Genomic DNA, 19,907 nt, shown 5'->3' with positions numbered 1-19,907 from the left:
ATTTTAAGGCACAAAGTTTCTACTAATCTGGAGGGATTCAGACGTGAAATCACTGTAATTGGCTTTCAGCCTATGTAATCAGGCTGATTGTGAGGCTGCGCCTTTATAAAAGCTGGATGCTCCAAACACAATTGGTAAACCGTCAAAACCTGCTCAAACCGCTGAAGTTCGCAGCCCATGCGCAATGCATTGGCCACCTGAGGTACCAGACAACAATCGGCCAGGCTCGGGCTGTCGCCAAAACAGTAGCTGCCGCTGCCATGGCGGCTCAACATAGTTTCCAACGCCTTGATTCCCTCTTCGATCCAGTGCTTGTACCACGCCTCTTTCTGTTGATCGCTGATTGCCAGTTGTTTATTCAGGTAACCCAACACACGTAGGTTGTTCAGGGGATGAATGTCACAACCTATTAGATTCGCCACTTCCAATACGCGGGCGCGGGCCAGAGGCTCTAGCGGGATCAGTCGCGCGTGTGGACTGAGGTTGTCCAGATAATCAATGATTGCCAGGGATTGGCTGATCGGCTGACCATCATCCGTGATCAGCAAAGGTACGCTGTGTGACGGGTTTAGTTTCAAAAACGAGGCCGTTGCCTGCTCGCCGACGCGGATATTAATACCCTGGTGCTGGTAGTCAAAACCCTTGAGTGCCAGCGCTATGCGCACGCGCCATGAGGTGGAGCTGTTGAAAAAATTATACAATTGCACCGTATTCTCCTTTTATCTTGGGTAGGGCGCGATAACGCCGACCCATTAAAAAAACAGCAGTCGCTGCGAGTAGCGCTGGCACCATCAGCCAAAGAAAAATACCGTTCAAACCAATCCCGGCACTCAATAAGGTGCCGCCAGCCAAAGTGCCTGCAATCGAGCCGATGCGTCCGACCCCATGGCACCAAGCAACACCAGTGGCACGGCTGGTAGTCGGGTAGAAGTTCGCCGCCAGGGCGTTGGCTCCAACCTGGCTGCCGCTGATACAAAAGCCCATGGCGGCCACGCATGCCAATAGCACTGAGAAATGCTGATAGAACTGGCTGATGGCCAACAACGTCAACGTGCCGCCGATGTACGCCGTAGTCAGCACTTTCCAGGCATCAATGCGATCCATGGTTGCGCCAAGGATAATCGCCCCCAGCGTTCCACCGACCTGGAACATTGCACCAGCCAGCGCCGCGTCCGACATCGCCTGACCCGTCTCGCGGATCAGGGTCGGCAGCCAGTTGGTGAGCAGGTAGATGATCATGAACCCCGTAAAAAACGTCCCCCATAGCAGCAAGGTTCCGTATTTCAAATGCCCTTGAAGGATCTCTCGCACGGGTGAATCTTTAGCCTGTGGAGGCACCTCAAGTTGCACATTGGCTGGCAGTGGAGCAATGCGCCGCAAGATGTCCGTCACCCTGTCGGGCACCATGCGCCTGGCGATCAAAAACCGTACCGATTCGGGCAGCCACGCCATTAGCATGGGTAAAAACAACAACGGTAACAACCCGCCCAGCATCAACACTGCGCGCCAGCCTACAAGTGGCAGCAAATGGGCAACCAGTACCCCGCTCAAGGCTGAGCCAAGGGTGAATCCGCAGAACATCAGGGTGACCATTAACGAGCGGCGGCGCACTGGGCAATATTCGCTGACCAGGGTAATCGCATTGGGCATCGCTCCGCCCAGCCCCAGACCCGTGAGAAACCGCAATACCGTCAGTGTTTGCACATCACCCGCTGTCGCCGAGGCCAGACTCCAACCGGAAAAAAACAGCACCGAGACTAACAGCACCATCTTGCGCCCGAAGCGGTCAGCTAAGGGCCCGGCAGCAAAGGCCCCCAGCATCAATCCCAGTAATACCGCGCCCAGCAACGGATTAAGCTGCGCGGTCGTCAGCGCCCATTCCTCGCGCAGTACAGGTGCGATAAAGCCGCCGATAGCCGTGTCCAAACCGTCCAGCGTCGCAACCAGAAAGCACAGTATGAGGATGCGCCACTGAAAGCCTGACATCGGATGGCGATCGATAAACGCCTGCACGTCCACGCTCTTCTTATTATGAGTGGATGACATTACATCGCTCCTGCAACGAGTGGACGGGGGTTACCCATTGATAAACAGGCTCAAATCACCTGCACACGCAGCTGACCGAGACCGTCAATTCCGGCGGCTATCAGGTCGCCGGCTACCACCGGGCCCACGCCTTCGGGCGTACCGGTCATGATTAGGTCTCCGGGCTGCAATTCGAAGTAACGGGATAGGTAAGCGATGATTTCCGGCACGGACCAAATCAGTTGTGCAATGTCGCTGCGCTGTTTGTCTTCACCGTTGACCGTGAGCCACAATCCGGCCTGCTTCGGGTGGGCAACCAACGTAGCTGGCCACAAGGGTGCAATCGGCGCCGAGTGATCAAAAGCCTTACCGATTTCCCATGGACGCCCTGCCTTGCGCATCTCCAGTTGCAGGTCGCGACGGGTCATATCGAGACCAACGGCATAGCCCCAGACGTGCTCATTGGCCTGTTCCTGGGGAATGTTGCTGCCACCCTTGCCGATGGCGACAACCAGTTCGGCTTCGTAGTGGTAGTTACTGGTTTGCGTCGGATATTTCAGCGTCAGGACCTCATCCTCCGCCACGGGTACAACTGCATCGCTCGGCTTGCAAAAGAAAAACGGGGGTTCGCGGTCAGGGTCAAACCCCATTTCCCGTGCATGAGCGGCGTAATTGCGCCCCACACAATAGACACGGCGCACGGCAAACAGCTCGTCACGGCCTTGGATAAAAAGCGACGTCGGCTGCTGCGGTTGAAAAATGTAAGTCATGGTCATCTCCAGGTTTTAAAAAGACTCGCGCGATTCACGCAGCAACCCCAGCGCCTGCTGCACGGGGCGGTCGGAAAAGCTGAAGAGCACGCACTCCTGATCCGCCGCCAAGCTGACTTGGGCCCAACTGGGGACCACGAATATGTCCTTGGGCTCAAAGTTCAGGCGTTGCCCGGCGATGCACACACTGCCACTGCCTTCCACCACAGAAAATACCGAGGCGTCGGTGCTGCGATACGGCTGGCCGCGAAAGCCTTTGGGTAATAGCTGCATGAACGCGGCGATGGTTGGGATCGGCCAGCCCCCCGTGAGCGGGTTGACGTAGCGCAACTTGATACCCTCCCAGCAATCCAGCGGTTCCTGGCGCAACAGGGTGTCGAGAGTTTCCCGGGTACGGGCGTAGGGATAATTGAAAATCGGCGAGGTGCGTGAGCTGGACTCATAGCGCATGGGTAATAAATTCATGCCATAGCGGGCCCCACTATTGCCCTCAGGCCGAGTCAGGGGCGGGACCGGAACTTGATGGTTTTCGGCGAAGCCGGCATCGAAGAAACGCACCATGGGTATGTCTAGGCCATCGAGCCACACCACGGGTTCACCACCTTCGTCGGCGGCTGGGTTGCCGTGGTCATGCCATGTCCAGGAGGGTGTGATGATGAAATCTCCGGGTGACATCGTGGTTCGCTCACCGTCTACCGAGGTAAATGCGCCTTGCCCGTCGACCACAAACCTCAGCGCTGATTGGCTGTGACGATGACTCGGAGCGGTCTCTCCGGGCAAAATCAGTTGCAGTCCAGCGTACAAGCTGGAAGTGATCGAAGCCTGCCCACGCAGAGCCGGGTTTTCCAGCACCAACACTCGGCGCACAGCCTCCTCGGCGCTGATCAGTTGCCCAGCTTCAGTCAGGAAAGGGCGCAGCTCGCGATAGCGCCACAGGGCCGGAACGCAGGCCGCGGCTGGCTCCGCAGGAACCAGATTGTGCAAGCGTTCCCAAAGCGGAAACAGACCCAGGCGATCAATACGCTGGTAAAAATCTTCCCGTACGGCAGTGATGTTGTTGTTCATGGATACACCTACAGGTTGAAACCGAGTCCTTAGGAGTATCCTGTGACTACCTATATGTGAATAATGCTATTTTAAGATAAACCCATACCAATCTACATATGGATACGCTCATGAGCTGGACTCGTCGCCTGCGTCTGCAACACCTTAAATGGTTGGTCAGCCTCGCCGAAACCGGGAGCATCAGCGAAGCTGCCCGAGCGTGTTTCAGTACCCAGCCTGCGTTATCCAAATGGCTTAAGGATCTCGAAGAAAGCATCGGCGCGCCTTTGTTCGAACGCCATGCTCGAGGCTTGAACCCCACTGCACACGGTTTGACTCTACTAGCCCATGCGCGGCGGGTACTCAGTGAAATGGAGCGTGCCCGTCACAACCTTGACACGCTACAAGGCACCAGCACCTTGCGGGTGGCTATTGGCACATCCGCCGCCTCGGCGCCCAACTTGGTACCGGCCGCCATCATGGAGTTTTTGCGGCGCCATCCCATGGCCCAGGTAGACCTGGAAGAAAACACCATGACGGCCTTGCTCGAACGACTGGAGCTCGGCCAGTTGGACCTGGTGGTCGGCCGTCTCGACAGTTACGTCCCATCCCACACGCTGCGTAGCGCGCGGCTATACGATGAAAAAATGCGTATCGTCTGCCGCGCAGACCACCCCTTGACTCAGCGAACAGGGCTGACCTGGGACGACTTGTACAACGTCAATTGGATTCTATGGCCGACCACCAGCCCCATCCGCAGCAAACTGGATATGGCCCTGGCCCACGCAGGGCGTCCGCCACTGCCATGTCGCATAGAATCCTCTTCACTGGTGGGCAACCTGTGGCTTTTGCAATACAGCGACTTACTGTCAGTAGCTTCCGAACGAGTAGCTGAACACTTCGCCCTGCGCGGCTTGTTGGTAAGCCTGGACTTTGAGCTGGATGCCACAGGCTCCCTGGGTATGTGCTGGCGTGACGAACCGTTCACTGACGTGGCCCTACCCGACCTTATGGCTAGCCTACGCCATGCCGCCGGCTGTCAACCCGGACGCTTGAATTCGTTTCTTACCACCGAAACCAGAAAGGGGCGTAATTGAAACCCGCTGAATACGCCTGACAGCTTAAAAGGTTAGATGTGTGCATGACGTTTCCCCGATAATGGCGATGCGCTCTGGAGCGTTATCGACTTCCCGCGAGACAGCGGCGAGTTGATCGAAGCATCCTTAAGTGACGTAATAGAGGCATCAGGATGACGTCCCGTTATGCCTGGTAACATCATTGATCCTGGCAAGTCGAACCTTAAGACCATCAAGGCATACAAGAACGCGGGCTTCGAAGCTGTTGGCGACTTCCTTGCAAGCACACGCGTTTTTGACGGGCTTGAGACGGTGCTGATGGTGGAAAAATTTTAACGGATGCCCGACATGGAAAGTTGCTGGCCATGTCGTCTACGCGGGCTCCCATCATCCAAATCAGCAGTGGCGCACGAACATGGTTTTCTCTTTACTGATGGCGTTGGTATTAGCATTCCTGATTGGCTGGATTTCGCAGCGCATGGGCATGTGCCTTGTCAAAGCGAGCGGACAATTGCTGGCTGGGCGCCCTACGTTGTTTCTGGCACTGACATCGTGTGGATTGTTTGGATTGATGCTGGCACCCCTCTATCGTTTCTCCGAGGCCAACCTGCCGCTGTACTCGCCCGGCATTTCCTATCCTTTGCTGGTTTTGGGAGGTTTGTTGTTCGGAGTGGCATCGGTGCTGAACAACGGTTGCAGCGTAGGCACGCTGACTAAGTTTGCCTGTGGCGATGTCAATAAAGCGTTCACGATGATCGGCTGGGTCCTGGGGATCGTGCTTTGGTACTACATGCACAAGACCCACGAACAGAAGGTCATTCTGGTGCCGGAAATTACCAGCCAGCATTACTGGCTTTTGATCGGGGTAGTAGCGCTGGTGCTGATGTTCCTGGTCCGCATACACGGTAATAAACACCTTGTGCTGTCCAGTATGCTACTGGGTGCGCTGACAAGTGCGCTCTACACGTTCGAGCCGTTATGGACACCCAGTGTGTTCTTTTACAATGTTTCGCAGATGTTCTGGGACGATACATCGGTTAGCGCTCGGCGTATTGCGGTGTTTGTTACGTTGCTGGCAGGCATGCTGAGTTTTACCTTGTATAGAAAAACGTTCCGCTTCGAGGCCTTTACCCCTCAAAAGGCGGGCGTTCATTTGTTGGCGGGTACTTTGATGGGGGCTGGGGCCTCGATGATGCTCGGTGGTAACGACTCGCAAATACTGTTGGTATTTCCAACACTAGTTGTTGAATCAAGCATTCCATTGGTGTCCATCGTCACAGGTATTATGGTGTCATTGTGGTGCAAAAAACGCGGTATGAGTTGATGCTGAGCGCAGCAGTTTCCACATAGTCCCGTGGTCCGCGTTTAGCGCATGAGTCAATGTGACAGGCGCAGGGCTTCACCGGCGATAACTTACTCAGTGCTGGTACGCGGATCTGCGAATTGAGTCAGGAGCGCGTGGGTAGCGAACTACCCTCGAGTATTGGTATCAGCGATTATTTGCTGTACTGGGGTATTTGCCCAAGCGATGAGTGTTGGGAGAATTTCGACTTGCAGCCGACGCGCGGCAAGTCGATCGGAGCATCCCTAAACGATCAGTCCGTAACAGCACTTAGCTACAGTCATAAAGAACATGCCGCTTAATGCAAGCCCGTGTGTTTTCAAACACGAGCCGCTACACCTAATAGCACCGAATCGATCAGGCGTTATCGGTAAACGCTCGTGCAGCAAGTGTGAATGAGTGACGGTGTGCGGCATGATCGAAGATAGTGCCGGAGAGCATCAGCTCGTCGGGACGGTGCTTGGCGGCGAATGCCATGATGCCCTCATGAACATCGGCCGCATCGCCGACTATCGCATACGACAGCGACTGCTCGACCATCGCCTTTTCCTGTGGTGTCCAGAACGCCTCGATGTCGTCGACTGGCGGCGGGATCAGGCCGGGATTACCACGTATCACGCTTACGAAGACTTGCTGCAGGGTCGTAAACAGGCGTCGTGCCTCGGCTCGGCTGTCGGCGGCCACGACATTGAGCGCTAAAATCACATAAGGCTCAGCCAGATATTTCGACGGTCGGAAATCTTGTCGATAACGGATCAAGGCCTCTTCAGTCATTGTTGGCGCGAAATGCGACGCGAATGCAAACGGCAAGCCCAGTGCCCCCGCAAGCTGTGCACTGAAAAGGCTTGAGCCCAATAGCCAGACCGGTACATCCAGACCAGCCCCCGGCACTGCCTGAACCGTTTGTCCCGGTTTCACCGGATGGAAGTAGTGCAGCAGTTCTTCCACATCGCTTGGGAAGGTATCGGCACCATCGAAGTAGCGGCGTAGCGCATGGGCCGTAGCCCCGTCGGTGCCTGGCGCTCGCCCGAGCCCCAAGTCTATGCGACCAGGATACAGCGAGGCCAGCGTGCCGAATTGTTCCGCAACCTGAAGCGGCGCGTGGTTGGGTAGCATCACTCCGCCTGCCCCGACCCTAATGGTCGATGTCCCGCCAGCAATATGCCCGATCAGCACCGCAGTCGCAGCACTGGCGATACCTGGCATGTTGTGGTGCTCTGCGAGCCAATAGCGCTTATAGCCAAGCGCTTCGGCATGTCGGGCGAGCTTGAGCGAGCGCTCGAAGGATTCGCTAGGTGTGCTGCCTTCGGTAACCGGTGCAGCGTCGAGAACTGAGTAGGGGATCATGGAGCAAGCCTCTTGAAATCATTACGAAGCGACGGCGCGCCTGGAGAGCGCATCGCTCCCCCGGCCCGTCAATTTTTGCATCTACCCTGCGGGTCGTCCCATAAACACCTCGATATAGGTGTTGCGACAACCGGTTGAATGCGCCTTGCGAGCCCTGATCCGAGTAAAACGGCAGCCCTTGAGGCCTGCCACGCTGCTCGTAAGCCATGTCCAACGCCTCAATGACTCGATTCGCATCCGGCTTGTTTGAAAGCGCCCAACGCAAAATTCGGCGTGCGTAGAGATCCAGAACGACAGCCAGCATGATCTTCAACCTGTTCGTACGCTGAAACCCGCAGTTCCGGTAAAGCGAGGTTATCCGGCCATCGAAGCTCCTGCTGAGCAGTATCAATGCTTTTCGATCTGTTGATTTTCGTATGTAGGTAGGCTGCCTCCCTAGTAACCACATGCGCCACATAGGCCACGCTGGCGCACCCGCTTATGAGCACCATGATTTTGACTAGCCTAATTCCTGCGGGTTTCATGCATTCCCTCTCCAAACGGATGCAAGCACCGACCCTCACTTGTGAGGACCGAAACAAGAAACCCAATCCTCAGCCCTGCCAGGCAACACCAAGGGCATTGATAGCGGCGGCGTTGGCCTAGGTTGCGTCGCTGTTGTAGCTGACAAGCGTGCTTTTCGGCCTAGATCGCAGCACCTTCCGCATCAGTCTGCTTGGTGCGGGCCGTCAGTTGCTGCGCCGCGTCCTTTACCAGCACAAGCGAACCGGCCAGCAATATTAGGTCTTTGATTAAAAATGCGCTGATATCGGTCATGGCCGGAAAACCACCAGCCGAAGCCTCCCAGCCACCTGGAGTACTTAAGACTAGAGTAGAGGTTGTCAGGTAGGTCAGGCAGGAGCCGGCGGCGGCAAGTAAAGCGATACTTGGCGACCAGGCACCAATAGCCAGACCGAGACCGATAGTCCATTCCGCAACGCCCAAGGCATAACTTGCGCCCTGAATACCGAACACGCCGTACATCCACGACAGGAGAGGACTATTACCAATCAGCGGGATCAATCCCTGAGCTTCATAATCAAACCATTTAGCGTAGCCAAACATAAAGAAAATCAAGACCAGGGCCCAGCGCATGAACTCAACTTCATACGGCCGGCGAAGAAAACGAGAATAAATTGATGAAGGCATGGGACTTCCTTGAAGGCAGTGAGATTTATAGACGTAGAGTTTGCTTAAAGTGATGCGTTACAGTTTTCGTAATTTTTTTAAACTCAGCAGGAAGGGGACGCTGCGCTCGCCTAGCGTCTCTACGAGCGCTGGCTATAATGCTCTGAGAAATGACGAGTCAGAGCTACACGACCAGGCTCGATCAGCTTTGGTCGGTTGCATCTAAGTAGTGGCAGTATCTGGCGATCAGTCAGGCGTCATGAGGACAGCCAGGGTCAGCTTGATGAACTCTTCGTTCCGGTCGAGGGTATCCGTTCTCGGTTACTTTGGCGTCGCCCTACTGCTCAACCCGATTGGTGAGTTCCATGATTGAAGCCTGCTCAATGGCGAGCAGGTTTCCATTCATTTTGGAAAGTAGGGAAAGCAGCAGGTCAGAGTTCGGCATCGATGTTCCTCCTTGGAGTGAACAGAGCAGCAGCTGGGTGATGCGAGCCCAGTCAAAGTCATTCTTTGCGGGCAAATAGGTCTACGGCCTGCGTTCTGAAGACTAAATAGCGCAATGGGCCAGCGGCATTAGCGGTTTAACTGAACCGCACCGCTGGCGCCGTTCAAGAAGATCGAGATGAGAAACTCAGGCCCCTGGCGTTTTCCCATCGACTCAGCGTCGATAAGGTCCGAAGTGGTTTCGCACAGTCCTTGAAACGCCCCCGTCATCCAGGCCGCCGGAAGGTCCTGGCGAAACAGCCCGGCCTGTTGACCACGCTCAAAAAATCCAACGAGCCGCGCATTAATGGTTTCGACCCGCACTGCCAGGTCGGACAGCAACGTTTCAATATGCGACCAGCCATAGCCCAGACCGTAGCCGCCCCCCCACACCTGCCCCAGCATCCTGAAATTCTCGGTCAGGCAGGAAAGACCCCGTACAAGGTCGCCATCTTCCAGCTTCGCTTGATCCAGCACCGCAGTGGCATCATTCAGCACACGATCAATGAGCGCTACAACCAAGTCCTCACGGGTGGGGAAATGGCGGACGAGCGTCGTACGACTAATGCCCGCCGAGGCAGCGATTTGCTGCATTGATGCGCTGCGGTCACGGGCATACACCGCTGCAGCAGCGTCCAGGACAGCGTCTCTCTTCTGATCGCGGGACATGAATCAAATATTTCCTTAATTACTTTTTATGATACGCGAATGTACCACTTGTTCTATTTATGTAATTTTAGCGTCGATCGCGTCAATCACGAGGCAACAATGATAACCCTTACTCGACCCCAGGGGTCGATCGCGCCCAGCGCGATGACCACCCCTCTTACAGGTGCAAACGCCAGCACGGCAAAAGACTCGAGCACAGACGCCAACCGCCTCAGGAAGGATTCGGTGCTGATTATCGGAGCCGGGATCTCAGGCCTCGCCGCTGCCCGAATGCTGTCCGACGCGGGCCATACGGTGATCGTGCTCGAGGCCAGGGACAGAGTCGGTGGCCGCATTTGGACGGAACGAACGTGGGGCGAGGTGCCAATAGATCTCGGCGCATCCTGGATTCACGGTGTCGATCAGAACCCGGTTGCCAGCCTGGCGCAAGAAATGGGCATCGAAACCACCGTGTTCCAGGCCGGCACTTTGCTGACCTGCCACGACGTGACGCGCTATGACCAGGCCGGTAAGCCTCTGTGCTTGGACGAAGCCATAGTCTGATCTCCTGCAACTGGGAAAGTCGTTATTGGCGGTTGCAACATTTAATCGTTTAAAGAGCGTCCGTAAAACAAGGGCGAGATCACAAATACGCTCTACCCCATAAACAACCACCCCCTAAAATGTCAGTTTCACGTTGTGTAATGACTTAACACCAGAAACCATCAAAGATTTGCGACGGCACTGAACAAAATCCAGCCCCCACACATAGAGCAAATCAAACCTAGCCCTCGCAAAATCTTGCCGCCGCCCTGGACGCGCATAAGGCCAAGTGCTCCAAATGCGCCGACTAAATGCAGGGTGGCGGTGGTGGCCAGAAAGCCGAGCGTGTAGCCAACCTTGTCGTCAATGACAGGCATTTCATAACCATGCGCATAACCATGCAGCATGCCGAACAGGCCGACCCCTAGCGCGGCAACCACGGTAGGCATACGTTGATGCAGTGCAATGGCCGCGCCCAAGGCAATGACCGACAGCGCAATGCCAACTTCCAGGCCTTGCAGATCTATCATCGACATGCCGAGAAGGCCGCCGCAGAACATGCACAGCACAAAAGCGCCGGGGACGAGCCAGATGGCGCGACCGCCGATTTGGGCACTCCAGGCCCCAACCGCCACCATCGCCAAAAAGTGATCCAGCCCAGTCAATGGGTGCAACCAGCCGGCATCTATGCCGCTGTGGGCTTGTGCGCTAAACGTGGTTAGTGCCAAGACGATGGCGACACAGACGCCCTCAAGTTGGTGTTGGCGAGTACTCATGGCGTAGGTATCTCAAAACTTAAGGAGGCCCAGATGCTTTCCCAGTCGGCCTGGTACTCGATCACCGAATGCATCTGGACTGCACTCAGAAACCACAATCCAGTCTTTTCCAAAGTAAGTTCCACTACACCGTCCTGGTCCGTTCTGACCTGTTGTTCATGCTTTGGATCATCCTTGGCCCAGGCCCTAACCAGCACCCCAGCCACAGGTTTGCCCTCGCGCAGCAAGCGGGCTTTGAACCGCCCGCCCGGCTTGAGCTGGAACGGGTCAGTGACAGCAACAAGTTCCAGCGGCAAATCCACCACCCGGTCAAAGCCAGCACTATCGCTATTGACCCGAACCAAAGTCTTGGCGCAACGCAAAAACTGCTCACGTCCCGGCGCATCGGCGATACCCAGTGTTTGCCGTTCGCTGCGCACCTGATCCAGCCCTTCTTCGACCAAATATTTGTCGAACTCAACACCGGGCAACGTGATGGCCTGAGCATGGGTAAGCATCGCCACAACAACGGTACCGGGCGTCCCGGCGCGAAAATGTCCCACCGGGGCCGCGCCGTCACGCCCCTTCACGGCGTGTTTACCTTGCGCGTCGTAAAGATCAAACGTCTCGATCATGCCGGGCAAACGCCCTACCCGCTCACCTGGCCAACTGACACCCACCCGCAGATCTATGGCCACCAGATCATCTTTGCTGACCAGCCCTTTGTGAGGAACCAGCCAGAAGGCATGGGCAAAACAGTTGCCGCTTAGTGTCGCCAGCAATACCCCAATCCAAATAGGCCGCCAAATCATCATGCTTTCCTCACTTCGCCCCAGCAGCTTTCACACCCCTAACTGCAACCGATCAAGGCGCTTTTTGTGTCGACAAATAGGCAATGATGTCCTCCCGCACCTGTGCGTTTTCAACACTGAACCCCATTGCCTGCCCCGGGATAAACTGTTCCGGCTCTGTCAACCATCGGTTCAGGTTGGCGGGCGTCCAGGTAACGTCGGACGCCCTTAGTGCCTCTGAATACGCAAAACCGTCTGCACTACCAGCATGCCTGCCCACAACGCCACGGTGCATCGGCCCGACCGAATTCACATCCAGTTGATGACACCGGCTGCAATTGAGCAACCAAGCCTTCTGGCCACGCACAACGTCACCCGTATCAGCCTGAACTATTGCGCTGGTCATCAATAGCAGTACGAAGCTCGCACCCACTGTGCCTAAGTGATTAGTGATCATGGTGTGCCTTTCCTTATGGTGCGGGCCTAGCCTCATGTTCAAGTTTGACCTCAGATCACTTTTTGTCTGACGGAATGACGTAGGGGAACTGATCGGTATACAACTTTGGATTGTCGATGGCCTGGTCGGTGGGTTTGCCTATGAGGAGGGTGAGCATGGCACTCATCGCATCATCATCAAGGTAACGTCCGTTACGCACATCGGCCGAATACCCTGCCTTGCTGCCAACCTCATAATTCAGCACATCGGGAATCAGCGCATCCGCCACTTTGTCGCCATAGGCGAATGGTTGAGCCTGCGTCTGTGCAATGCCTGAAGCGCGCGCAGTGCTCGCTGATACGAAGTTTTTCAGTACTGACTGGGTGTTGGGTCGGCTGCGATCATGCTCGACTCTGACAGCCTCGTCTTCGAAATACATAACGTGCGACAGCAAAGGATTGGCCGAGTATTGAACTTGGCTCCACTTGCCATTTTCCTTGAGCGCCGTCGTCATGAAGACCTTGATATTTTTGCCCAGCATTTCATTGGGAATTTCCAGCACAATTGCACCACATTCCTGGTCTTTGAAAATATTGGTGCCGGAGGCGGACTTCCAGACTTGAGGGTCATACTTGCCAGCCTTCAGTTGCGCCGAATACGCTCCCAGGCCAGACGAATTACCGTAGAACGGGTCTTTGATGATACCGGTCCAAAGTTCAATCTTGTCCTTCAGATTGACGCTGCCGCCGACCTTACCTTTACCAATGTCCACACCCGTTTCACCCACTCGCCCGTTTGGGTTGTCCGACAAGTAGGCCATGACCTGACCGTCGCGAAACTGGAACGAGAATGTGTGCCCCTCCTTGAACTTGTCATCCAAGGCAACATGAATGTTGTACAAGGCATTCGGCGAGAAGGTAGCACCATGACGCGGACTTGAATTCACATTCATGATAATGACCGTGCGCCCCGGTGAAGCCGCTTGAAACACGTAGTTGTCCAACTGGCTGATCGCCGTGTTGGTTCGTGCAATGGCAACCTCAAAATGGTGGCTCGCATGTGCCGGCAGCGTAGAACTGGCAAGAACAGCGGCAAGTACCGCTTTCATCAGCAAGCGATGGGGGGCAAATGCTTTATTATTCATAGAGGTGCTTCTCCCGGTAGGTGTCCAGTCCAGCTTCATTTCGAGGTATATATGTCCTGCACCCAGTTAGTACTGCGGACGTCTACTTAAACATTGCGTCGTAACCGGCCACGGGCAATGGCCTCAGTGTCATCTGCTTGTAGAACTCGCTACCAGCCTGAACAACCTCACTTAGACCACTATGCACGGTTTACGTAGCCTATTGCGCCGTTGGCAAATGCCGGAAGGTCCAGCAAAGCCGAGCTAGCGGCAGTTACGTATTAAAAATCATCAAACTGGAATATTACCAAAAAGTAACACCCAGCAAGCTACCACCTACTGCACAAAGGAGCAATAGGCAGTGATTGGCTGTTAGAGAAACGTTGAAGTGTCAGCCAGGGCTATTAGCACTGACCGAAAATCGGTGTAGCACTGAAGCCCTTAATGCGGCTCATGGGGGGCGATCAGTGTTTGTACCATTTGACGAAGCGATACTGCCAAACGATGAGTTCCGATATGGCGGCTTTCGTCTGCGCCCTTAAATACAATGAACAAATTGACAGCCAGTACCTCATGGCTCTTGAAGCCTATGGCACGGCACATCTCGATCAGATGATTGATGTGCACATGATTGATTTCCTCAATCGCCACCCGAGCTGGATGTTGAGCGTCCCGTACATCTATTGCCTTATCTATGAATTTGCAGCTCAGTTCTCCTGGCGACTGGATATAGGCGTACATCATTTCTAGCCAACCGTTGAGCTCTCCCCGCGGATCATTCGGATACGCCTCCTGTAATGCTTGCCATGCAGCTTCACTCGCTTTGTGCTGCTCTCGAATGGTGGCTGCAATTAACATCTCTTTAGAGGAAAAGTGTCGATACAAAGTCATTTTGTTGCTGTGCGCTGCTGCTGCAATCGCCTCAACCCCGACTGCGTGAATTCCATATTTATGGAACATCTCTCCTGCAGCACGCAAAATTCTCTCTCTCGGTGCAGTTGAGCGCTTCTCTTTTTCTGCAAGCGCTGTCTGGTCCGTTGGAGTATTAGTCATCACATAACACCTATTTTTTTATGTGGCACCCACTGCTCTTGACATGCTACTTGCCGGAAAGTAACATCCGGCGCAGGCGTTAGATTCTTGACGAGACTATACCAAAATCTGACAGGTTTTGCGTTGGAGGTGGGGGGGGTTGGATGGAGTGTTTACGGAAATTAGGTGAGAGGATTTTGGCAGTAGGTGCGACCGCGGATGCAAGCGGTAGCCTTTGTGTGGGGTAGGCCTACTTTCAGTAAGGGTACGTGAGTGTCGTTCAGGGGGGGCAGTTGCAGTGACTGAGCGCAATGCCGCACCACGTGGGTCGGTGCGCCTTGATGGGTACTATGTTGCTGACCTTTTCACTCCGGGGGACAGCGTGGCCGTCGGCCCGAGTGCCAGCACACAACATAGGCGGAAAGCATAACTAGATTCGTTTCCATACTACGTATAACAACTCTATGATATGTGATTGCTGTTAATCAGCAATGTCAGAGAGTTAGGCAGGGCGTGATTCAATCATTGTCATTTAAACACGACTATGTATGGTCCGTGAAGTTGAACCAGCCTGGCTTTCAACGGGAAGGTGATGCCGCAAAACTCAATCTCGAAGCCGCTTTCGCCGAATAGTCTTGGCGAACATTGCTTGTCCAACAGAGCAGCAACTTTTGCTATGTAAATGAACCTGCGGCTAAACCGGCGCAAATTTGACCGGGGACGTTTAGTCCCCTGCTATTTAGACGTTGTTTACGATTTTCACATAACCAAGTCGAAAAAAACGGCGCTCTAGTCGCCGACGATATCGTCATGGAACTCAACGGTGGCGCCTTCAGCATGCCTAACGGCGCGACTTTCAGCGAGCGCCAAGTGGTTATCCAAGCCACCGAGTTTTTACGTTCAATAGTGAAGGCATATTGGTCCACTTTAGAGATGCGAACAAACGATCTGGGTGCCCTCACCCAATTGACGAGCAAGTAGCTGGCCGGTCGCAATGCGCCGGATAAGGGCCGCAATAGGTTTGCTGTTGCCTGCCGAGGAGAGTGATATGGCCTACGATTTTGACCTTTATGTAATTGGTGCGGGCTCTGGCGGTATTCGGGCTGCGCGTTTCGCCGCAGGCTATGGTGCCAAGGTGGCCGTGGCTGAAAGCCGCTACCTAGGCGGTACCTGCGTCAACGTGGGTTGTGTGCCCAAAAAACTGCTGGTCTACGGCGCGCACTTTGCCGAAGATTTTGAGCAGGCCAGTGGTTTCGGCTGGTCGCTGGGTGAGGCGAACTTTGATTGGCCGACCTTGATTGCCAACAAAGACCGCGAGATCAATCGCCTCAATGGCATTTATCGCAACCTGCTGGTCAACAGTGGCGTGACCCTGCATGAAGGGCACGCGCGCCTGGTGGATCCGCACCAGGTGGAGATCAACGGTGAGCGCTTCACCGCCAAACATATCCTGATCGCCACCGGCGGCTGGCCGCAGATTCCGGACATTCCGGGACGCGAGCATGCCATCGGTTCCAACGAAGCGTTCTTCCTCAAAGCACTGCCCAAGCGCGTGCTGGTGGTGGGTGGCGGTTACATCGCGGTGGAGTTTGCCGGGATTTTCCATGGCCTTGGCACGCAAACAACGCTGTTGTATCGCGGCGATCTGTTCCTGCGCGGCTTTGATGGAGCGGTGCGCAAGCATCTGCAGGAAGAGCTGACCAAACGCGGGATGGACTTGCAGTTCAATGCTGATATCGAACGCATCGATAAACAGGCCGACGGCAGCCTCAAGGCCACCCTGAAAGACGGGCGCGCGCTGGAAGCAGATTGCGTGTTCTACGCCACCGGCCGACGTCCGATGCTCGACAACCTGGGGTTGGAAAACACCGGCGTCAAACTGGACAAGCGTGGCTTTGTTGAAGTGGACGATCTCTATCAGACGACTGAGTCGTCGATCCTGGCCATTGGCGATGTGATCGGGCGCGTGCAGCTGACGCCAGTGGCGTTGGCCGAAGGCATGGCGGTGGCGCGTCGTCTGTTCAAGCCTGAGCAATATCGCCTGGTGGATTACGCGATGATCCCGACGGCGGTGTTTAGCCTGCCGAACATTGGCACAGTCGGCTTGAGCGAAGAGCAAGCCAAGGCTGACGGCCACAAGGTGCAGGTTTTCGAAAGCCGCTTCCAGCCGATGAAGCTAAGGTTGACCGACTGCCAGGAGCGCACCCTGATGAAGTTGGTGGTCGACGCAGACACCGACAAGGTTCTGGGTTGCCACATGGTGGGCCCGGATGCCGGTGAAATCATCCAGGGGCTAGCGATCGCGCTCAAGGCAGGCGCGACCAAGCAGCATTTCGATGAAACCATCGGCGTGCACCCGACGGCGGCGGAAGAGTTCGTCACCATGCGCATTCCCGTGGCGGGCTGATCAGCTTTCGTGTTCTTACTCACGTATCACCCGAAACAACACCGACGCTGAGGACGCCATCGATGCCTGATCTCTTGCCTATCTGGGTACTGGTGCTCGTAGCTGCCCTTGCGTTTACCGTGGGTTTCATCGTGAACCGATCCGGCACATGCCTGGTTTCTGCTGCGCACGAGGTGCTGTACAAGCGTCGTGCCTGGCGCGTGGGTGGGCTCGCTTTGGCTGCGATGGCGTCCAGCGGGCTGCTTCTGCCATTGCCCTGGATGTCTTCGCCTACGCTGGTAGCCCTGCAATTGAACATGCGCCCACGCAAGCGTTTCGATTTTAAAATGCCCCGTCGAAATGATAGGCCAAGTGACGCAAGACGCCATGGCTATGCGGCATGATGCCCAACTCAAGTCAATAACCGTGTTGCTCTCAGCTAGAGTATTGCTCAGAGTGTTACTATTCGGTAACATTCGATTCGGTTTCTAATTTAACTCGGCATACCAGTTTCAACTGATCTGCGCAGCAACACTCATCTCTGGAGCTATTTTGTCGCTCCTTTGTAGCTTCTTTGGGAAGAGATGAGTTTTAACGCCCCACCGGGGCGTTTTTTTTGCAGCCGTTTATTCGCAGCCAACGGCTTGGTAAGGCAGGTGAATCCCCTGATCGCTCGATGGATCAGTACTTCACTTTAAAGGTGGCTTCGCTATCACAGCAGTCCAGCGCAAAGGACACGCTTAACTTCGCACCGTCGTCGCAATGGAACTCAAAACCATCCTAACACCAGCGGTATCACTGGTAGTGACGGAGATCCGGCCTTCATGCCGGCGCTGTACGGCAGGCTGTTTGATTCGTCGTGCCAACAACGAGTTGTGATCAAGCAGGACGCGATAAACTCGCTTCACGTTGATCGGTGGCAGCGACGGGGTTTCACGCTCACGACGCAACAAGCCCCAAAGGCGACGAGCCATAATTGGGCAGCTCGCTGACCTGGTGCTTAATTTCGACGACCAATCCCGTACCGTCGGTCGGGCACCGAATACGCGCAGCCTCGCGCTGGACGCGGCGGGGGTCACTGTCAATGCGCAAGGGGCCATCGTTATCGACCAAGGCATGCGCACGAGCAACCCGAACATCTACGCGGCCGGCGACTGCACCGACCAGCCGCAGTTCGTCTACGTGGCAGCGGCCGCCGGCACCCGTGCCGCGATCAACATGACCGGCGGCGACGCAGCCCTCAATCTGACCGCGATGCCGGCAGTGGTGTTCACCGACCCGCAAGTCGCCACCGTGGGCTACAGCGAGGCGGAAGCGCACCACGATGGCATCGAGACCGACAGTCGCACGCTGACACTCGACAACGTTCCGCGAGCGCTTGCCAACTTCGACACACGCGGCTTCATCAAGCTGGTCATCGAGGAAGGTAGCGGACGGCTCATCGGCGTGCAGGCGGTGGCCCCGGAAGCGGGCGAACTGATCCAGACGGCGGTGCTCGCCATCCGCAACCGCATGACGGTGCAGGAACTGGCCGACCAGTTGTTCCCCTACCTGACAATGGTCGAGGGGTTGAAGCTTGCGGCGCAGACCTTCAACAAGGACGTGAAGCAGCTTTCCTGCTGCGCTGGATAAAAAAAGGAGGTTTTCAATGAGCGCCTACACCGTGTCCCGGCTGGCCCTTGATGCCGGGGTGAGCGTGCATATCGTGCGCGACTACCTGCTGCGCGGATTGCTGCGTCCGGTGGCGTGCGCCCCGAGCGGCTATGGCCTGTTGGATGATGGCGCGTTGCAACGGCTGTGCTTCGTGCGGGCGGCCTTCGAGGCGGGCATCGGCCTGGACGCGCTGGCGCGGCTGTGCCGGGCGCTGGATGCTGCGGACGGCGATGAAGCGGCCGCGCAGCTTGCCGTTCTGCGCCAGTTCGTCGAGCGTCGGCGCGAAGCGTTGGCCGATCTGGAGGTGCAGTTGGCCACCATGCCGACCGAGCCGGCACAGCACGCGGAGAGTCTGCCATGAACAGCCCCGAGCGCTTGCCGTCCGAGACGCACAAACCGATCACCGGCTACCTGTGGGGCGCGCTGGCCGTGCTCACCTGTCCCTGCCATTTGCCGATTCTCGCCATTGTGCTGGCCGGCACGACGGCCGGCGCGTTCATCGGAGAGTACTGGGGTATCGCAGCCCTCACGCTGACCGGTTTGTTCGTCCTGTCTGTGACACGACTGCTGCGGGCCTTCAAAGATCGATCATGAGCGCTTCCCATTGAGACAAACCACGCTGTCGCTACGTTGCCTCATGCCGGCATCAAATTCGGCTGAGTAGCTTCTCGCCATCTGGACGTAGCTCACCCTTGGGTGAAACATGCCGATACAGGGTCTGCCGCGTGACGCCAAGTTCCTGGCACAGGTCGCCGACCTTGGTCTCTGGCTGACCCATTGCCGCCATCGCCAGCCGCAGCTTGGCGGCGGTCATCTTGAACGGCCGGCCGCCTTTCCGCCCGCGCGCGCGGGCCGAGGCTAGGCCGGCAATCGTGCGCTCCGCGATCAACTCGCGCTCGAACTCGGCCAGGGCGGCGAAGATGCCAAAGACCAGCTTGCCGGCGGCGGTCGTGGTGTCGATGGCCGCGCCGTGCCCGGTTAATACCTTCAAGCCGATGCCGCGCCCAGTCAGGTCGTGCACGGTGTTGATGAGATGTCGCAGGTCGCGTCCGAGCCGATCCAGTTTCCACACGACCAGTGTGTCGCCAGTTCGCAACGCCTTCAGGCAGCTCGTCAAGCCGGGCCGATCCTCGCGCATGCCGGATGCCTGGTCCTCGTAAAGATGTACTGGATCGACCCCGGCGGCAATCAGCGCGTCGCGCTGCAAATCGGTAGCCTGGGAGCCGTCCGCCTTCGATACCCGCATGTAGCCTATCAGCATGTCGTACCTGTCACATATACGTTCG

The 19,907-nt window shown here is 56.0% G+C and carries 21 protein-coding genes and 3 pseudogenes; 9 read left to right on the top strand and 15 right to left on the bottom strand.

Annotated features, from left to right (window positions below; genetic code table 11):
- Nucleotides 1-65 precede the first annotated feature (65 nt).
- The 4 genes from maiA to gtdA are packed head-to-tail and all read right to left on the bottom strand — an operon-like array spanning nucleotide 66 to nucleotide 3,860.
- The gene (gene maiA, locus JJD74_RS28535; protein ID WP_078481975.1) at nucleotides 66-707 is read right to left on the bottom strand and encodes a maleylacetoacetate isomerase; all 642 of its coding nucleotides are present in this window, start codon (nucleotides 705-707) and stop codon (nucleotides 66-68) included.
- Nucleotides 694-2,046 (bottom strand): MFS transporter, encoded by a 1,353-nt coding sequence (locus tag JJD74_RS28530; RefSeq protein ID WP_078481974.1) that lies wholly within the window; start codon nucleotides 2,044-2,046, stop codon nucleotides 694-696. The genes maiA and JJD74_RS28530 overlap by 14 nt, the downstream gene beginning before the upstream one ends.
- 50 nt (nucleotides 2,047-2,096) lie before the next feature.
- Nucleotides 2,097-2,795 (bottom strand): fumarylacetoacetate hydrolase family protein, encoded by a 699-nt coding sequence (locus JJD74_RS28525; protein ID WP_078481973.1) that lies wholly within the window; start codon nucleotides 2,793-2,795, stop codon nucleotides 2,097-2,099.
- A 15-nt stretch (nucleotides 2,796-2,810) separates the two neighbouring features.
- Complete coding sequence (gtdA, locus tag JJD74_RS28520) at nucleotides 2,811-3,860, bottom strand: gentisate 1,2-dioxygenase (RefSeq protein WP_198834213.1); 1,050 nt, start codon at nucleotides 3,858-3,860, stop codon at nucleotides 2,811-2,813.
- Nucleotides 3,861-3,970: 110 nt separating this feature from the next.
- Between gtdA and JJD74_RS28515 the strand changes: the two genes are divergently transcribed.
- The 3 genes from JJD74_RS28515 (at nucleotide 3,971) to JJD74_RS28505 (ending at nucleotide 6,239) form a co-directional block, all read left to right on the top strand.
- On the top strand, nucleotides 3,971-4,936 hold the full coding sequence (locus JJD74_RS28515) for a LysR family transcriptional regulator (RefSeq protein WP_078481971.1): 966 nt from the start codon (nucleotides 3,971-3,973) through the stop codon (nucleotides 4,934-4,936).
- 165 nt (nucleotides 4,937-5,101) lie between these two features.
- Nucleotides 5,102-5,251: a hypothetical protein gene (locus JJD74_RS28510; RefSeq protein WP_161493052.1), complete on the top strand. Its 150-nt coding sequence runs from the start codon at nucleotides 5,102-5,104 to the stop codon at nucleotides 5,249-5,251.
- A gap of 79 nt (nucleotides 5,252-5,330) precedes the next feature.
- Nucleotides 5,331-6,239, top strand: a complete 909-nt coding sequence (locus JJD74_RS28505; protein WP_078481990.1) for a YeeE/YedE thiosulfate transporter family protein — start codon at nucleotides 5,331-5,333, stop codon at nucleotides 6,237-6,239.
- Between the two features lie 375 nt (nucleotides 6,240-6,614).
- On the opposite strand, the gene JJD74_RS28500 is transcribed toward JJD74_RS28505, so the two are convergent.
- The 5 genes and pseudogenes from JJD74_RS28500 to JJD74_RS28480 all read right to left on the bottom strand — a co-directional run bounded on the left by JJD74_RS28500 (nucleotide 6,615) and on the right by JJD74_RS28480 (nucleotide 9,923).
- Nucleotides 6,615-7,604 (bottom strand): LLM class flavin-dependent oxidoreductase, encoded by a 990-nt coding sequence (locus tag JJD74_RS28500; RefSeq protein WP_078481988.1) that lies wholly within the window; start codon nucleotides 7,602-7,604, stop codon nucleotides 6,615-6,617.
- Nucleotides 7,549-7,908: a DDE-type integrase/transposase/recombinase gene (locus JJD74_RS31585; protein ID WP_395605575.1), complete on the bottom strand. Its 360-nt coding sequence runs from the start codon at nucleotides 7,906-7,908 to the stop codon at nucleotides 7,549-7,551. The genes JJD74_RS28500 and JJD74_RS31585 overlap by 56 nt, the downstream gene beginning before the upstream one ends.
- 380 nt (nucleotides 7,909-8,288) lie before the next feature.
- Complete coding sequence (locus JJD74_RS28490; protein WP_078481986.1) at nucleotides 8,289-8,792, bottom strand: YkgB family protein; 504 nt, start codon at nucleotides 8,790-8,792, stop codon at nucleotides 8,289-8,291.
- A gap of 225 nt (nucleotides 8,793-9,017) precedes the next feature.
- A pseudogene (locus JJD74_RS28485) lies at nucleotides 9,018-9,216 on the bottom strand (hypothetical protein).
- Between the two features lie 128 nt (nucleotides 9,217-9,344).
- Entirely contained in the window at nucleotides 9,345-9,923 is a 579-nt protein-coding gene (locus JJD74_RS28480; RefSeq protein WP_078481984.1) for a TetR/AcrR family transcriptional regulator, read from the bottom strand.
- A gap of 39 nt (nucleotides 9,924-9,962) precedes the next feature.
- Between JJD74_RS28480 and JJD74_RS28475 the strand changes: the two genes are divergently transcribed.
- On the top strand, nucleotides 9,963-10,466 hold the full coding sequence (locus tag JJD74_RS28475) for a flavin monoamine oxidase family protein (RefSeq protein ID WP_233100576.1): 504 nt from the start codon (nucleotides 9,963-9,965) through the stop codon (nucleotides 10,464-10,466).
- Nucleotides 10,467-10,627: 161 nt separating this feature from the next.
- Here JJD74_RS28475 and JJD74_RS28470 read toward each other — a convergent pair whose 3' ends face one another.
- From JJD74_RS28470 to JJD74_RS28450, 5 genes are all read right to left on the bottom strand, one after another.
- Nucleotides 10,628-11,221 carry a HupE/UreJ family protein gene (locus tag JJD74_RS28470; RefSeq protein WP_078481991.1) on the bottom strand — a complete coding sequence of 198 codons (594 nt, stop codon included), beginning with the start codon at nucleotides 11,219-11,221 and terminating at the stop codon, nucleotides 10,628-10,630.
- Nucleotides 11,218-12,015 (bottom strand): DUF4198 domain-containing protein, encoded by a 798-nt coding sequence (locus tag JJD74_RS28465; RefSeq protein ID WP_078481992.1) that lies wholly within the window; start codon nucleotides 12,013-12,015, stop codon nucleotides 11,218-11,220. Before JJD74_RS28465 ends, JJD74_RS28470 begins: the two co-directional genes overlap by 4 nt.
- 49 nt (nucleotides 12,016-12,064) lie before the next feature.
- Complete coding sequence (locus tag JJD74_RS28460) at nucleotides 12,065-12,448, bottom strand: c-type cytochrome (RefSeq protein ID WP_078481993.1); 384 nt, start codon at nucleotides 12,446-12,448, stop codon at nucleotides 12,065-12,067.
- A gap of 55 nt (nucleotides 12,449-12,503) precedes the next feature.
- Nucleotides 12,504-13,571, bottom strand: coding sequence for a DUF4331 family protein (locus JJD74_RS28455; RefSeq protein WP_161493054.1), 1,068 nt, complete (start codon nucleotides 13,569-13,571; stop codon nucleotides 12,504-12,506).
- 420 nt (nucleotides 13,572-13,991) lie between these two features.
- On the bottom strand, nucleotides 13,992-14,603 hold the full coding sequence (locus JJD74_RS28450) for a TetR/AcrR family transcriptional regulator (protein ID WP_198834212.1): 612 nt from the start codon (nucleotides 14,601-14,603) through the stop codon (nucleotides 13,992-13,994).
- A 1,027-nt stretch (nucleotides 14,604-15,630) separates the two neighbouring features.
- Between JJD74_RS28450 and gorA the strand changes: the two genes are divergently transcribed.
- The 5 genes and pseudogenes from gorA (at nucleotide 15,631) to merE (ending at nucleotide 19,215) form a co-directional block, all read left to right on the top strand.
- Nucleotides 15,631-16,989 (top strand): glutathione-disulfide reductase, encoded by a 1,359-nt coding sequence (gene gorA, locus JJD74_RS28445; protein WP_078481996.1) that lies wholly within the window; start codon nucleotides 15,631-15,633, stop codon nucleotides 16,987-16,989.
- A 278-nt stretch (nucleotides 16,990-17,267) separates the two neighbouring features.
- Nucleotides 17,268-17,376 (top strand): annotated as a pseudogene (locus JJD74_RS28440) (IS30 family transposase); the annotation flags it as partial.
- Nucleotides 17,377-17,997: 621 nt separating this feature from the next.
- Nucleotides 17,998-18,600 (top strand): annotated as a pseudogene (locus JJD74_RS28435) (FAD-dependent oxidoreductase); the annotation flags it as partial.
- 16 nt (nucleotides 18,601-18,616) lie between these two features.
- Nucleotides 18,617-18,982 (top strand): mercury resistance co-regulator MerD, encoded by a 366-nt coding sequence (gene merD / locus JJD74_RS28430; RefSeq protein ID WP_200617594.1) that lies wholly within the window; start codon nucleotides 18,617-18,619, stop codon nucleotides 18,980-18,982.
- On the top strand, nucleotides 18,979-19,215 hold the full coding sequence (gene merE / locus JJD74_RS28425; protein WP_001087809.1) for a broad-spectrum mercury transporter MerE: 237 nt from the start codon (nucleotides 18,979-18,981) through the stop codon (nucleotides 19,213-19,215). Before merD ends, merE begins: the two co-directional genes overlap by 4 nt.
- A 52-nt stretch (nucleotides 19,216-19,267) precedes the next feature.
- Here merE and JJD74_RS28420 read toward each other — a convergent pair whose 3' ends face one another.
- On the bottom strand, nucleotides 19,268-19,882 hold the full coding sequence (locus JJD74_RS28420; RefSeq protein WP_000904941.1) for a recombinase family protein: 615 nt from the start codon (nucleotides 19,880-19,882) through the stop codon (nucleotides 19,268-19,270).
- Nucleotides 19,883-19,907: the final 25 nt, after the last annotated feature.

The sequence above is a fragment of the Pseudomonas sp. MF6776 genome (genome assembly GCF_016613125.1).
GTDB classification, from domain to species: domain Bacteria; phylum Pseudomonadota; class Gammaproteobacteria; order Pseudomonadales; family Pseudomonadaceae; genus Aquipseudomonas; species Aquipseudomonas iridis.
The sequence above is the reverse complement of the archived record's forward strand: the minus strand, read 5'-3'. Positions and strand labels throughout refer to the sequence as shown.